Consider the following 13,514-nt stretch of genomic DNA (forward strand, 5'->3'; position numbering starts at 1 on the left):
GCCGCCATGCACCGTTTCGCGATCCGCATCTATTACGAGGACACCGACCTTGCCGGGATCGTCTATTATGCGAATTACCTGAAGTTCATCGAGCGCGCGCGGTCGGAATGGCTGCGCGAACTTGGCATCGACCAGGCGGCCTTGCAGCGTGCCGGGCTGGTCTTTGCCGTGCGCCGGGTCGAGGCCGACTACCTGTCGCCCGCCCGTTTCGATGACCTGTTGGCCGTCGAATCGCAGCTTCATGCGCTGAGCCCGGCGCGGATCGTGCTGGACCAGGCGATCGTCCGCGACGGCCGGACGCTGTTCCAGGCCCGCGTCACTCTGGCCTGCTTGACGGCTGCCGGCCGGCCCGCGCGCATCCCGGCCGAGGTGGCGGCGCGGCTTGCGGCGGCCGATCTCGCGGGCAATTGACGCAGAATTGACGCGTCCCGGGGTTGCTCCGCTGGGCGGTTCTGCTAACTGCGCTCTAGCAGAAGCCGCATCTCAGCGGCCCAAAGGACAGGCCGAATTCCATGGAACAACTCGCCGGAGCCGGGCAGCCGGTCGATTTCTCGCTTATCGCGCTGTTCGCGCGCGCCTCGCTGACGGTCCAGATCGTCATGGTGATCCTGATCCTAGCCTCGTTCTGGGCCTGGGCGATCATCATCCAGAAATTCATCAGCTTCAACGCCGCCCGGCGCGAGGCGGACCGCTTCGACCGCGCCTTCTGGTCGGGCCAGCCGCTGGACGATCTCTACGACCGCATCGGCGAGACGCCCTCGGGCCCGGCCGAGCGCATCTTTTCCGCGGGCATGGCCGAATGGCGCCGCAGCCATCGCGACGACGGCAACCTGATCGCCGGCGTGACCGCGCGCATCGACCGCGCCATGAACGTCACCATCAACCGCGAGAACGACCGATTGACGCGCGGCCTGCCTTTCCTGGCCACGGTGGGCTCGACCGCGCCCTTCATCGGGCTGTTCGGCACGGTCTGGGGCATCAAGACCGCCTTCGAGGAAATCGCCATCTCGCAGAACACCTCGCTTGCCGTGGTGGCGCCGGGCATCGCCGAGGCGCTGGTGGCGACGGCGCTTGGCCTGCTTGCGGCGATTCCGGCGGTGATCTTCTACAACAAGCTCAGCTCGGACGCCGACCGCATCACCGGGGGATACGAGACTTTCGCCGACGAATTCTCGACCATCCTCTCGCGCCAGCTGGACGACGAATAAGATGGGTGCCGGGGTCGTCAAACGCAGCCGCAACGGCAAGGGCCGCGCCCGCAGCCAGCCGATGGCGGAAATCAACGTCACGCCCTTCGTGGACGTGATGCTGGTGCTGCTGATCATCTTCATGGTGGCGGCGCCGCTCTTGACCGTGGGCGTGCCGCTGGAACTGCCCAAGACCGCGGCGCAGGCCGTGCCGGCCGAGCCCGAGGAGCCGCTGAGCGTCTCGGTCACGCCCGAGGGGCCGATCTTGGTCATGACCACCGAGGTCCCCGAGGATGAGCTGGTCACCCGGCTGCGCGCCGTCGCCGCCGAGCGGCAGAGCGACAAGATCTATCTGCGCGCCGACGGCTCGATCCCCTATGCGCGGATCATGCAGGTGATGGGCGCGCTGAACGCGGCGGGCTTCAACAATATCGTCCTGGTGACCGAGGCCGGCGGGCCGCGGATGGACGCGGGCACGGACGGCTGAGCCATGGACCGCGCGGAACGCATCGGCTTCTGGGTTTCGGGCTTTGCCCATGCCGGGCTTTTGGGCGCGGCGCTGGTCGGCGGCGCGCTGTTCCGACCGCAGCCGCTGGAGGCGGTGCGCATGGCCGAGGTCGCCACCATGTCCGAGGCCGAGTTCCAGTCGCTGGCCGCCGCTGCCGCCGGGCGCGGGCCGGTATCCGATGTCGCCGCGACCACGCCGGCGCAGCCGCGCCCGCCCGCCGACGAGAACCGGCTGGGCGAGGTCGAGGCGGTCAGTCCCCCGGCCCCCGATGCGCAGGCGGCGGAACTGTCCACGCCTTCGGACCGGCCCGAGGCGCGGCCGGACCTGTCGGATTTCCAGACCCCCAACCGGCCCGTCGCCGTGGCGACCGATGCGCCGCGTCCTGCCGAGCCCGAGAATACGGTCGAACTGGCGGCGTTGCCGCAGAGCAGCGACCGGCCCGATCCGGCGCGCAACCCGGCGCAGCCGCAATCCCCGGCTCCGATTCCGCAGCGTTCCGCGCTGGCGCCGGTCGAATCCTCGCGCCCCCGCGGTCGCCCCGAAGGGCTGGCCGAGGCCGTCCAGGCCCGCCGCGCCGCCGCCGATGCCGCGCGCCAGCGCGAGCAACTGCTGGCGCGGCAAGAGGCCGAGGCTGCCGCCGAACGCGCCGCGGCCGCCAAGGCCGATGAGGCCGCCGCCCGCCGCGCCGCCGAAGAACGCGCCCGCGAGGAACGCCGCGAGGCCGAGCGCAGCCGCGCCGACGCGGAAGCCGCCCGCAAGGCCGAAGAGGCCGAGGCGCGCGCGCGCCGTCAGGCTGCTGCCCAGGCAGCCGAGAAGACCGCCGCCGAGGAGGCCGCGGCCGAAAAACGCGCCGCCGAGCGCAAGGCCGAGGCCGAACGCCGCGCCGCTGCGGAGAAAGCGGCTACCGAGAAAGCGGCTGCGGAGAAGGCTGCCGCCGAAAAGGCCGCTGCTGAAAAGGCCGAGGCGGAACGGAAGGCCGCCGAGGCCAAGGCCCGCAAGGAAGCCGAGGAAAAGGCCGCGGCCGAAAAAGCCGCCGCCGAGAAGAAGGCGGCCGAGAAGGCTGCCGCCGAGGCCAAGGCCCGCGAACAGGCCGAGGCCGAGCGCAAGGCCGCCGAGGCCGCCAAGCAGGCCGCACTGAAAGAGGCGATGCAGGACCAGGGCTCGGCCGGGTCGGGCGGCGGCGGGGCGGCGGCCAGCGGCCCCCCACTGAGCCAGGGCGAGAAGGACGGCTTCCGCGTCGCGGTCGAGCAATGCTGGAACCGCGGCTCGCTCTCGACCGAGGCCAGCCGGACCACGGTTTCGGTGCAGTTCTCGATGGCCCCGGACGGCACGGTCGAAAAGGGCTCGCTGCGCATGATCGGCCATGACGGCGGTTCGGATGCGGCGGCGAAACAGGCCTATGAGGCCGCGCGCCGGGCGATCCTGATGTGCGAAAAGGGCGGCTACAAGCTGCCGCCCGAGAAATACAACCGCTGGAAGGATGTCATCATCGACTTCAACGCCAGCGGCGGTGCGCGGGTGAAGTGACATGGCATCTCTCCGTGCAACGCTCTATCCTGCAACCAAGACCTCCAGAGGGCGAAACATGTTGCGTAAATTCCTGCTGACTTCCGTCATGGCCCTTGCCGGCTTTGGTCTTGCCGCGCCCGTGCTGGCGCAGGACGGGCCGTTGCGGATCGAGATCACCGATGGCGTGATCGAGCCGATGCCCTTTGCCATCGCCCGCTTTCACGACGAGGGCGGGGCGGGCGAATACCTGGCGCAGGTGCAGAACCTGATTGCCGCCGACCTGACCGGCACCGGCCTTTTCCGCGAGATCCCGGCCAGCGCCCATATCGCGCGTCCCGAAAGCTTCGAGGCGCCCGTGTCCTACGAGGACTGGAAGGCGATCAACGCGCAGGCGCTGATCACCGGCTCGGTCAAGGTCCAGGGCGGCAAGGTCGTCGTCAAGTTCCGCCTGTTCGACGTCTTTGCCGGCCAGCCGCTGGGCGACGGCATGCAGTTCGATGCCTCGACCGGCAACTGGCGCCGCGCCGCGCACAAGGCCGCCGACCAGGTCTATTCGCGGCTGACGGGCGAGGGTCCCTATTTCGACAGCCGCGTCGCCTTCGTGCAGGAGACCGGCCCCAAGGACGCGCGCCGCAAGCGCATCGGCATCATGGATTACGACGGCGCCAACGTGAAATGGCTGACCGACGATTCGACGCTGGTCCTGAAGCCGCGCTTTTCGCCGGACGGCTCGCGGCTGCTTTACACCAGCTATGCCACGGGCTTCCCTCAGGCGATGATGATGGACGTGAACTCGCTCGCCGCCCGCCAGCTTGGCGCGGGCCAGCAGGGCACGATGAGCTTTTCGCCCCGCTTTTCGCCGGACGGGCGCTGGATTGTCTATTCGCTGGAACAGAACGGCAATACCGACATCTACCAGATGGACGCCGCCACCGGCGCGCAGCGGGCGCTGACCAACGCCCCCTCGATCGAGACCTCGCCCAGCTACAGCCCCGACGGCAAGCAGATCGTGTTCGAGAGCGACCGCTCGGGCACGCCGCAGCTTTACGTCATGGGCGCGAACGGGGGCGAACCCCGGCGGATCAGCTTTGGCGAGGGGCGCTATGGCACCCCGGTCTGGTCGCCGCGCGGCGACATGATCGCCTTTACCCGGCAGGTCGGCGGCAAGTTCCACATCGGCGTGATGCGCACCGACGGTTCGGAAGAAAAAATGCTGACGGAATCGTTCCTTGACGAGGGACCGACTTGGGCCCCCAATGGGCGCGTCGTGATGTTCACGCGGGTGACACCGGGCGGCGACGGCCAGCCGCGCCTGCATTCGGTGGATATCACGGGGCGCAATATGCGTCCGGTCAAGATCAACGGCGCAGCTTCGGACCCCGATTGGGGGCCGCTGCTGCCCTGAATTGCGTGAGATGGACAGGATAATGAAAACTTTCATGAAAATTGCCGCGGTTGGCGCCATTCTCGCGCTGGCGGCCTGCGCCCGGCCCGCGCAGGACATGCAGATCCAGGACCCCTATGCCGGTGCGGGCGGCGCTTCGGGCGTCGGCGCCTCGGTGCTGCCGGGCAGCGCCGAGTATTTCAAGGCCAGCGTCGGCGACACGGTCCTGTTCCCGCTGGACCAGTCCACCCTGACCCCCGAGGCGCGGGTGATCCTGGCCAACCAGGCCGGCTGGCTGAACCAGAATGCCGGTTTCGCCGCCGTGATCGAGGGCCATGCAGATGAGCAGGGCACCCGTGAATACAACCTCGCCCTGGGTGCGCGCCGGGCGAATTCGGTGCAGGAATACCTGATCTCGCAAGGCATCGCGCCGGGCCGGCTGCGCACCGTCAGCTATGGCAAGGAGCGCCCGCTGGCGATCTGCTCGACCGAGGAATGCTTTACCAAGAACCGCCGTGCCGTGACGGTGGTCAGCCCCGGGGCGGGCATGTGATGGCTGCCCGGGGTTTCAGGGGGTTGCTTCTCGCGGCGGGGCTCGCGCTGGCGGCCTGGCCCGTGGCGGCGCAGGACGCACAGACCCTGGCCGACATCCGGACCGAGCTGAACCAGCTTTCGGCGGACCTGCAAAGCCTGCGCGCGCAGCTTGTCGCCTCGGGGCCGGCGGGCTTTGCGGCGGCGGGCGGCGACAGCGCCATCGACCGCATGAACGCCATGGAGGCGCGGCTGGCGCAATTGACCGGCCAGACCGAGCAGTTGCAGAACCGCATCGACCGCATCGTCAGGGACGGCACCACCCGCATCGGCGACATCGAGTTCCGCCTTTGCGAGATGGAGGAGGGCTGCGACCTTGGCAGCCTGACCACGCCGACGCTGGGCGCGCAGGGCGGCGGGTCGGCACCCTTGCCGTCTTCGGACCAGCAGGGCGCGCTGACACAGTCCAAACCCCCTTCGGCCGGGGCTGCCGCGACCGCGGCGGAAAAGGCCGATTTCGACCGGGCCCGGGAGGTGCTCGGTCAAGGTGACTTTCGTCGTGCTGCAGAGCTCTTTGCGGCCATTGCCGAAACCCATGTTGGCGGCCCGCTGACCGCCGAGGCGCTGTTCCTGCGCGGGACGGCGCTTGATTCCGCAGGCGATCTGGAAGGGGCGGGCGTGGCCTGGCTGGAAAGCTTTGCCGCCAACCCGAACGGCCCGCAGGCGGCGGATGCGTTGCTGGGCCTGTCGCGGGCCATGTCGGCCAAGGCCGGCCCGCAGGAAGGCTGCTTCTATCTTCAGGAAATCATCGCCCGCTTCCCCAGCGCTCCGCAGGCTGCCGAGGCCGAGCGGCGCATCGCCGATACCGGCTGCGACGCGCCGGTCGATGAGGACCCTGCCGGGGAGTTGGACCCCGAGGCTGCGGCGGATCTGGCGGATGACGGCTGAGCCGGTCGCGGCGCGGGTTCACGCCGCGCTGGACCGTCTGGCCGGCCATCGCCCCACGCTTGGCATTGCCCTGTCGGGCGGCGGCGATTCCACCGCCCTGATGCATCTGGCCCATGGCTGGGGCCGTGCGCGCCTGCTGGCGGCGACGGTCGATCACGGGTTGCGTCCCGGCTCGGCCGACGAGGCGCGGCAGGCCGGGCTGGCTGCCGCCGCCCTGGACATCCCCCATGAAACCTTGCGCTGGACGCGCCGGGGCGGCGGCAACCTGATGGCGGCGGCGCGCGAGGCGCGGCTGCAATTGCTGGCCGGTTGGGCCGGGCGGCACGGGCTGTCCGCCGTGCTTCTGGGCCATACGCTGGACGATCAGGCCGAGACGCTGCTGATGCGCCTGAACCGGGGCGCCGGGGTGGATGGACTGTCGGCCATGGCCCCTATGCGCGAGGCGTTCGGCGTGACCTGGCTGCGCCCCATGCTGGAGATCGGCCGCGCCGATCTGCGGCACTGGCTGGCCGCGCGCGGGCTGGGTTGGGCCGACGACCCCTCGAACGAGAACGAGGATTTCGAGCGGGTGCGGGTCCGCAAGGCTATCGCAGCGCTGGACCTGCCGATGCGGCAGCTGGCGCAATCGGCGGCGAATCTGGCCATGGCGCGGGATGCATTGTGCGACTTTGCTTCGCGGGTGGCCGAGGGCGCGCAAAGCCGCGCCGGATCGCTGGCGCTGCCGCTGGACGCCTTTCGCGCAGCGCCGCTGGAGATCCGGCGGCGGCTTCTTGTCGCAGGGCTGCGCTTTGTCGGCGGTTCCGATTACCCGCCCCGGCGCGGGCCGCTGCTGCATGCGCTGGCGGTGCTGGAGGACGGCGGGCGGCTGACGCTGGAGGGCGTGATCGCCGAGCCGCGCGACGGTTTTCTGTGGCTGGTCCGCGAACCCGCCGCCGCCCTGCGCAGTCCCGCCGCCGAGGGCGCCGACGCGATCTGGGACCGGCGCTGGCAGGTCGCTGGCCTGCGGCCCGGCGATCAGGTGCGCGCGCTTGGCCATGAGCCGCTGCCGGGATTCGACTGGCGCGGCGCCGGGCTGATGCGGGACGAGGCCGCGGCCAGCCCCGGCATCTGGGCGGGGGACCGGCTGATCGCGGCGCCGGTGCTGCGTCCCGCCCCGGGATATGGCGCAAAGCCGCTGCGCGGGGTGAAGGAATTCCGCGGCCTGCTCTATACGCATTGAACCTGACGCCGGAATCCCTATTTTCAAGCGAAAGCCTGTTTACCCGCGGAGGACATGCCTTTGGGCAACGCGCGCAATATCGCCTTCTGGGTCGTGCTGTTTCTGATGATCCTGGCGCTGTTCAATCTGTTCAGCGACGGATCGGCCCAGATGAACAGCCGCCAGATCAGCTATTCCGATTTCATCCAGCGGGTGGAAAAGGATGAGATCTCCGCCGTCACCATAGATGGCGAGAATGTCGGCATCACCGACAAGGACGGCAAGCTGTTCGCCACCGTCCGGCCGCAGGGCGAGGAGCTCGCGAACCGCCTGATCGACCGGGGCGTCGACGTCAAGGTCGAGCGCCAGCAGCAATCGGGCTTCATGTCGCTTCTGGGCGTCTGGCTGCCCTTCATCCTGCTGATCGGCGTCTGGATCTTCTTCATGAATCGGATGCAGGGCGGCGGCAAGGGCGGGGCCATGGGCTTTGGCAAGTCGCGTGCCAAGCTGCTGACGGAAAAGCATGGCCGCGTGACCTTCGACGACGTGGCCGGCATCGACGAGGCCAAGGAAGAGTTGGAGGAGATCGTCGAATTCCTGCGCAACCCGCAGAAATTCAGCCGCCTGGGCGGCAAGATCCCGAAAGGCGCGCTGCTGGTCGGCCCGCCCGGTACCGGCAAGACGCTGCTCGCCCGCGCCATCGCCGGCGAGGCGGGGGTGCCGTTCTTTACCATCTCGGGCTCTGATTTCGTCGAGATGTTCGTCGGCGTCGGCGCCTCGCGCGTGCGCGACATGTTCGAACAGGCCAAGAAATCCGCCCCCTGCATCGTCTTCATCGACGAGATCGACGCGGTGGGCCGTGCCCGCGGCGTCGGCATCGGCGGCGGCAACGACGAGCGCGAGCAGACGCTGAACCAGTTGCTGGTCGAGATGGACGGCTTTGACGCCAACGAGGGCGTCATCATCATCGCCGCCACCAACCGCAAGGACGTGCTGGACCCGGCCTTGCTGCGTCCCGGCCGCTTCGACCGCCAGATCTATGTCCCGAACCCCGACATCAAGGGCCGCGAAAAGATCCTTGGCGTGCATTCGCGCAAGGTGCCTGTCGGTCCCGACGTGGACCTGCGCATCATCGCGCGCGGCACGCCGGGCTTTTCCGGCGCCGACCTGATGAACCTGGTGAACGAGGCCGCCCTGATGGCCGCGCGCATCGGCCGCCGCTTCGTCACCATGGAGGACTTCGAGAACGCCAAGGACAAGGTGATGCTGGGTGTCGAGCGCCGCAGCATGGTCCTGACCCCCGAGCAGAAGGAAAAGACCGCCTATCACGAGGCCGGCCACGCCATCGTCGGCCTGTCGCTGCCGAAATGCGACCCGGTCTACAAGGCGACGATCATCCCGCGCGGCGGCGCGCTTGGCATGGTGGTCAGCCTGCCCGAAATGGACCGGCTGAACTATCACAAGGACGAGGCCAAGCAGAAGCTGGCCATGACCATGGCCGGCAAGGCGGCCGAGATCATCAAATACGGCGAGGAGGGCGTCTCGAACGGCCCGGCCGGCGACATCCAGCAGGCCAGCCAGCTGGCTCGTGCCATGGTGATGCGCTGGGGCATGTCCGACAAGGTCGGCAACATCGACTATGCCGAGGCGCATGAGGGCTATTCCGGCAATACCGGCGGCTTCTCGGTTTCGGCGGCGACCAAGGAGCTGATCGAGAAAGAGGTCCATGACCTCATCGAAGAGGGTTATCGCGAAGCCTACCGCATCCTGATCGAGAAGGAGGAAGAGTTCGAGCGCCTCGCCAAGGGGCTCCTCGAATACGAGACCCTGACCGGCGAGGATATCGGCCGGGTGATCCGGGGCGAGCCGCTGGGCGACGACGATGCGCCCGGCTCCACGATTCCGTCGGTCAGCGCGATTCCGCGGGCAGGGGCGGCCAAGCCAGCGCCTGATGCGGCGCCCCAGCCCCAAGGCTGAACGCGTATTGGAAACAGGGAAACCCCCGGGCGCAGGTCCGGGGGCTTTGCATTGGCGAAAGCTGAACGGGGCTGCGACTGGTCAGAGCAGCAGAAGCGCCACGGCACCCAGGGCCACGCCCAGGCCGAAACCCACATTGATCACGAAGCTGGCAACCTTCATCCGGTGACCTCGCAAGAAACGGGGAAGATCCCCTTTTGTCAGTTGAAACCAGAACGCCGATTCTCGCCATGCCGTTCCATCTTGAGCGGAAATCCGCCGATCGACTGCGGCAATTTGGCTACAGCCGGGGCTTGCGCAGGACGGCGGGGCGGGGCATGGGACGGGCATGAGCCGATCCGAACCTGAACTGCCGCCGAACTCTGCCATGCATGAATTGCGCACGCGCATCGACGCGCTGGATGCGCGGCTGGTGGCGCTTCTGGCCGAGCGTTCGGCCCTGATCGACGAAGCGGCGCGGATCAAGGCCCGCGAGAATCTGCCGGCCCGCATCGACAGCCGCGTCGAGGAGGTTGCCGCCAATGCCCGCACCCTGGCGGCCGAGCATGGGCTGGACCCCGACCTGGCCGAGCAACTCTGGCGCGTGATGATGGAGCATTTCATCGCCCAGGAGGACCGGGTGCTTTCCGTCCCGAAGCAAGGCTAGGCGGCAAGCCTGCCGCAGATCAGGCCCCGACAAGCGTCAGACCGGGATCATCGTGCCCTGCAGCATGGCGACATGCTTGCGCGTCTTGCCGGTTTCGGCCCAGACATCGGCGGCGACGACCATGATGCGGCGGCCGGGGCGGATCACCCGGCCCTCGGCCACCAGCTGGTCGCCGGTCGCGGGGGACATCAGGTTGATCTTCATCTCGACCGTCATGACCTCGGCCGCCTCGGGCATCAGGGTCAGCGCGGCATAGCCCGCGGCCGAATCGCCGATGCTGAAGGTCAGGCCGGCATGGCCCGCGCCATGTTGTTGCAGCGATGTGGGCAGGATCGGCGCGGTGATGGCGATGCGCCCGGGTTCGATCAGGGCAAGCCGCGCGCCCAGCGTGCGCATCATGCTCTGGCGGTCGAAGCTGGTGCGGATGCGGCTTTCCAGGTCATTCATCGAACAGGCTCTCCTGCGTGCGGGGGGCGTCGAGGCCCAGATGCCGCCAGCCGAGCCGCGCCAGCATCCGGCCGCGCGGGGTGCGGCTGACCAGCCCCTGTTGCATCAGATAGGGCTCGATCACTTCCTCGATGGAATCGCGGCTTTCCGACAGCGCGGCCGAAAGCGTCTCGACCCCGACCGGGCCGCCGCCGTAATGCTCGGCCATCAGCGTCAGATAGCGGCGGTCGGCGGTGTCGAGCCCCAGGTGATCGACGCCAAGCCGGGTCAGGGCCGAATCGGCGATCTTGCGGGTCAGCCGGCCGTCGCCCTCGACCAGCGCGAAGTCGACCACCCGGCGCAGCAGGCGGCCGGCGATGCGCGGCGTGCCGCGGGCGCGGCGGGCGATCTCGCGCGTGCCCTCGGGTTCCGAGGGGATGCCCATCAGCCGGGCGCCGCGGGTCACGATCAGGTCGAGCTCCTCGATGGTATAGAATTGCAGCCGCGTCGGGATGCCGAAGCGGTCGCGCAGCGGCGTGGTCAGCAGGCCAAGGCGGGTGGTGGCGCCGACCAGGGTAAAGGGTTGCAGCTCGATCCGCACGGTTCGCGCCGCCGGCCCCTCGCCGATCACCAGGTCCAGCTCGAAATCCTCCATCGCCGGATAGAGGATCTCTTCGACCGCCGGGTTCATGCGGTGGATCTCGTCGATGAACAGCACGTCGCGAGCTTCCAGATTGGTCAGGATCGCGGCGAGGTCGCCCGCGCGCGCCAGCACCGGGCCGGAGGTCATCTTGAAGTTGACGCCCAGCTCGCGCGCCATGATCTGCGCCAGCGTGGTCTTGCCAAGGCCGGGCGGGCCGTGGAACAGCGTGTGATCCATGGCCTTGCCCCGCATCCGGGCGCTTTCGATGAAGACGCGCAGGTTGGCCCGCGCCTCGGCCTGGCCGACGAAATCTTCCAGCCGTTGCGGGCGCAGCGCGCGGTCCTCGCCGTCGCTTTCCAGCGGTTCGGGGCGCAGCATCGGGTCGGGCTGGCTCATCGCGCGCCCCAGGGGCCCGAGGCCGGGGCGCCCGAGGCCATGGCCTGCAGCCGGGCGATGCGCTCTTCGGTCGGCGGGTGGGTGGCGAAAAGGCGGTCCATGCGCAGCGCGTGCAGCGGGTTCACGATGAACATGCTGGCCGAGGCGGGGTTCCTTTCGGCCGGGATGTTCACAACCTGGCCTGCCGCGCGCGAGATCTTGGCCAGCGCGCCGGCCAGCGCCATCGGCCGGCCGCAGATCTCGGCGCCCATGCGGTCGGCCTCGTATTCGCGGGTGCGCGAGATCGCCATCTGCACCAGCCCCGCCGCCATGGGCGCGAAGATCATGGCGAGGATCGCCGCCAGCCCGCTGCCGCGATTGTCGTCGCGCCCGCCGAACATGGACGAAAACATCAGCATGTTGCCCAGCATGGCGATGGCGCCGGCCATGGTGGCGGTGACGGTCATGGTCAGCGTGTCGCGATGCTTGATATGCGCCAGCTCATGCGCGATCACGCCGGCCAGCTCGTCGCGGTTCAGCACCCGCATGATGCCCTGCGTCACCGCGACGGCGGCGTTTTCCGGGTTGCGGCCGGTGGCGAAGGCGTTGGGCTGTTCGGTTTCCAGCACATAGACCTTGGGCATCGGCAGGTTCGCGCGCTGCGCCAGCGCCGCCACCATGTCGACCAGTTCCGGCGCCTGCTGGCGGGTGACCAGATGCGCGCCCTGCTGGCGCAGGACCATCTTGTCGCTGTTCCACCAGGCGAAGAGATTGCCCGCCCCGGCGATCGCCAGTGCGATCACCGCTCCGCCCCGGCCGCCGATCAGCCCGCCCATGCCCATGACCAGTGCGGTCAGGGCGGCCATCAGGATGAAGGTGCGCAGGTTCCCGGTCATCGTCCTTACTCCTTGGGCGCCAGCAGCCGCAGGGCTGCGCGGATCAACGCCGCGGTCGGCGCGGCGGGTTCCCGTGCCGCGGCCTCGGCCACCGCCGATGCGGCCTCGGACGGAGCATAACCCAGATTCCCCAGGGCCGAGAGCGCATCCGCCGTCGCCTGCGCCGAAGAGGGCGCCGCTTTGGCCGGGACTGGCGCGGGGACGGCGGCCTCGACCAGCTCGACCTCGGGCAGCGGGCCGGGATCGACGGTCAGCGCCCCGCCAAGCGCCATGACGGCCGGCGCCTTGTCCTTGAGCTCCATCACCACGCGCTGCGCCAGTTTCGGGCCGACGCCGGGGGCTTTCCTCAGCGCCGACCAGTCGCCAAGCGCCAGCGCGCGCGACAGCCCGTCCGGTCCCAGCGTGCCCAGGATCGCCAGCGCCACCTTGGCGCCGACGCCCTGCACCGAGGTCAGCAGCCGGTGCCATTCCTTTTCCAGAAGCGTGGGAAAGCCGAACAGCTGCAACAGGTCCTCGCGCACCAGCAATTCGGTGTAAAGCGCGGTCGCCTGCCCGGCAGGGGGCAGGTTGGCGGCGGTGCGTTCGCTGACATGGACGATGTAGCCCACGCCGCGCACGTCGATCAGCACATGGTCCTGCGCGCGATGCAGGATCACTCCGGCGATGCGTCCGATCATTGCCCGGCCCTCATGCGCTTGCCTTGATTCGCAAGGCGCGGCCCTGCAGGTGATGAGCGTGACAGATCGCCACGGCCAGGGCATCGGCGGCGTCCGGCCCGGCGAATTCGACGCCGGGCAGCATGAAGCGGACCATGTGCTGGATCTGCTCCTTGGCGGCATGGCCGACGCCGACCACGGCCTTCTTGACCGCGTTCGGGGCGTATTCGCCGATCTCCAGCCCCGCCTCGGCCGGGGCCAGGAGGGCGATGCCGCGCGCCTGGCCCAGCTTGAGCGTGCCGAGCGCGTCCTTGTTCACGAAGGTCTGCTCGACCGCGGCGGCATCGGGGGCGTGCCGGACGATCACCGCGCAAAGCCCGCGATAAAGCGCGGCAAGGCGCGGTCCCAGATCGCCAGCCTCGGAATGGACGATGCCATTGTCCAGATGCCGCAGGCGCGGCCCCTCGACCGCGATCACCCCCCAGCCCATGTTCCGCAGGCCGGGGTCTATGCCGATGATCTTCATGCCTGTTCCCTTGTTTTGGCCAAGGGTTAGCACGAAAGGCGAACATCGCCTAGTTGCTTTGTCATTGGCTTGACATCGGAGCCCCCCGCCGCGAACAGAGGTGC

The 13,514-nt window shown here is 69.0% G+C and carries 15 protein-coding genes; 10 read left to right on the forward strand and 5 right to left on the reverse strand.

From position 1 onward, the window contains the following. Positions 1-6: 6 nt before the first annotated feature. The 10 genes from ybgC (at position 7) to BLT64_RS10790 (ending at position 9,888) form a co-directional block, all read left to right on the forward strand. Positions 7-411, forward strand: a complete 405-nt coding sequence (gene ybgC / locus BLT64_RS10745; protein WP_011747027.1) for a tol-pal system-associated acyl-CoA thioesterase — start codon at positions 7-9, stop codon at positions 409-411. A 101-nt stretch (positions 412-512) separates the two neighbouring features. Beyond that, positions 513-1,208 carry a protein TolQ gene (gene tolQ, locus BLT64_RS10750; RefSeq protein ID WP_011747028.1) on the forward strand — a complete coding sequence of 232 codons (696 nt, stop codon included), beginning with the start codon at positions 513-515 and terminating at the stop codon, positions 1,206-1,208. A gap of 1 nt (position 1,209) precedes the next feature. Next, complete coding sequence (locus BLT64_RS10755) at positions 1,210-1,674, forward strand: ExbD/TolR family protein (RefSeq protein ID WP_011747029.1); 465 nt, start codon at positions 1,210-1,212, stop codon at positions 1,672-1,674. A 3-nt stretch (positions 1,675-1,677) separates the two neighbouring features. Then, positions 1,678-3,222, forward strand: coding sequence for a cell envelope integrity protein TolA (gene tolA / locus BLT64_RS10760; RefSeq protein ID WP_011747030.1), 1,545 nt, complete (start codon positions 1,678-1,680; stop codon positions 3,220-3,222). Positions 3,223-3,280: 58 nt separating this feature from the next. Further along, positions 3,281-4,609 carry a Tol-Pal system beta propeller repeat protein TolB gene (gene tolB / locus BLT64_RS10765; protein ID WP_041529768.1) on the forward strand — a complete coding sequence of 443 codons (1,329 nt, stop codon included), beginning with the start codon at positions 3,281-3,283 and terminating at the stop codon, positions 4,607-4,609. Between the two features lie 22 nt (positions 4,610-4,631). Further along, positions 4,632-5,141 (forward strand): peptidoglycan-associated lipoprotein Pal, encoded by a 510-nt coding sequence (pal, locus tag BLT64_RS10770; RefSeq protein ID WP_041529769.1) that lies wholly within the window; start codon positions 4,632-4,634, stop codon positions 5,139-5,141. Then, entirely contained in the window at positions 5,141-6,067 is a 927-nt protein-coding gene (locus BLT64_RS10775) for a tetratricopeptide repeat protein (RefSeq protein ID WP_041529770.1), read from the forward strand. The genes pal and BLT64_RS10775 overlap by 1 nt, the downstream gene beginning before the upstream one ends. Then, positions 6,057-7,286 carry a tRNA lysidine(34) synthetase TilS gene (tilS, locus tag BLT64_RS10780; protein ID WP_011747034.1) on the forward strand — a complete coding sequence of 410 codons (1,230 nt, stop codon included), beginning with the start codon at positions 6,057-6,059 and terminating at the stop codon, positions 7,284-7,286. Before BLT64_RS10775 ends, tilS begins: the two co-directional genes overlap by 11 nt. Before the next feature lie 60 nt (positions 7,287-7,346). Further along, positions 7,347-9,242, forward strand: coding sequence for an ATP-dependent zinc metalloprotease FtsH (gene ftsH, locus BLT64_RS10785; RefSeq protein WP_011747035.1), 1,896 nt, complete (start codon positions 7,347-7,349; stop codon positions 9,240-9,242). A 328-nt stretch (positions 9,243-9,570) separates the two neighbouring features. Next, on the forward strand, positions 9,571-9,888 hold the full coding sequence (locus tag BLT64_RS10790; RefSeq protein WP_011747036.1) for a chorismate mutase: 318 nt from the start codon (positions 9,571-9,573) through the stop codon (positions 9,886-9,888). Positions 9,889-9,924: 36 nt separating this feature from the next. Here BLT64_RS10790 and BLT64_RS10795 read toward each other — a convergent pair whose 3' ends face one another. The 5 genes from BLT64_RS10795 to ruvC are packed head-to-tail and all read right to left on the reverse strand — an operon-like array spanning position 9,925 to position 13,410. Continuing rightward, a complete protein-coding gene (locus BLT64_RS10795; protein ID WP_011747037.1) occupies positions 9,925-10,335 on the reverse strand; it encodes a PaaI family thioesterase in 411 nt (136 codons plus the stop codon). Beyond that, entirely contained in the window at positions 10,328-11,353 is a 1,026-nt protein-coding gene (gene ruvB / locus BLT64_RS10800; RefSeq protein ID WP_011747038.1) for a Holliday junction branch migration DNA helicase RuvB, read from the reverse strand. The genes BLT64_RS10795 and ruvB overlap by 8 nt, the downstream gene beginning before the upstream one ends. Continuing rightward, positions 11,350-12,228 carry a zinc metalloprotease HtpX gene (gene htpX / locus BLT64_RS10805; protein WP_011747039.1) on the reverse strand — a complete coding sequence of 293 codons (879 nt, stop codon included), beginning with the start codon at positions 12,226-12,228 and terminating at the stop codon, positions 11,350-11,352. The genes ruvB and htpX overlap by 4 nt, the downstream gene beginning before the upstream one ends. A 5-nt stretch (positions 12,229-12,233) precedes the next feature. Then, entirely contained in the window at positions 12,234-12,905 is a 672-nt protein-coding gene (gene ruvA, locus BLT64_RS10810) for a Holliday junction branch migration protein RuvA (RefSeq protein ID WP_011747040.1), read from the reverse strand. A gap of 10 nt (positions 12,906-12,915) precedes the next feature. Continuing rightward, on the reverse strand, positions 12,916-13,410 hold the full coding sequence (ruvC, locus tag BLT64_RS10815; protein ID WP_011747041.1) for a crossover junction endodeoxyribonuclease RuvC: 495 nt from the start codon (positions 13,408-13,410) through the stop codon (positions 12,916-12,918). Positions 13,411-13,514: the final 104 nt, after the last annotated feature.

This window comes from Paracoccus denitrificans (assembly GCF_900100045.1).
GTDB lineage: Bacteria > Pseudomonadota > Alphaproteobacteria > Rhodobacterales > Rhodobacteraceae > Paracoccus > Paracoccus denitrificans.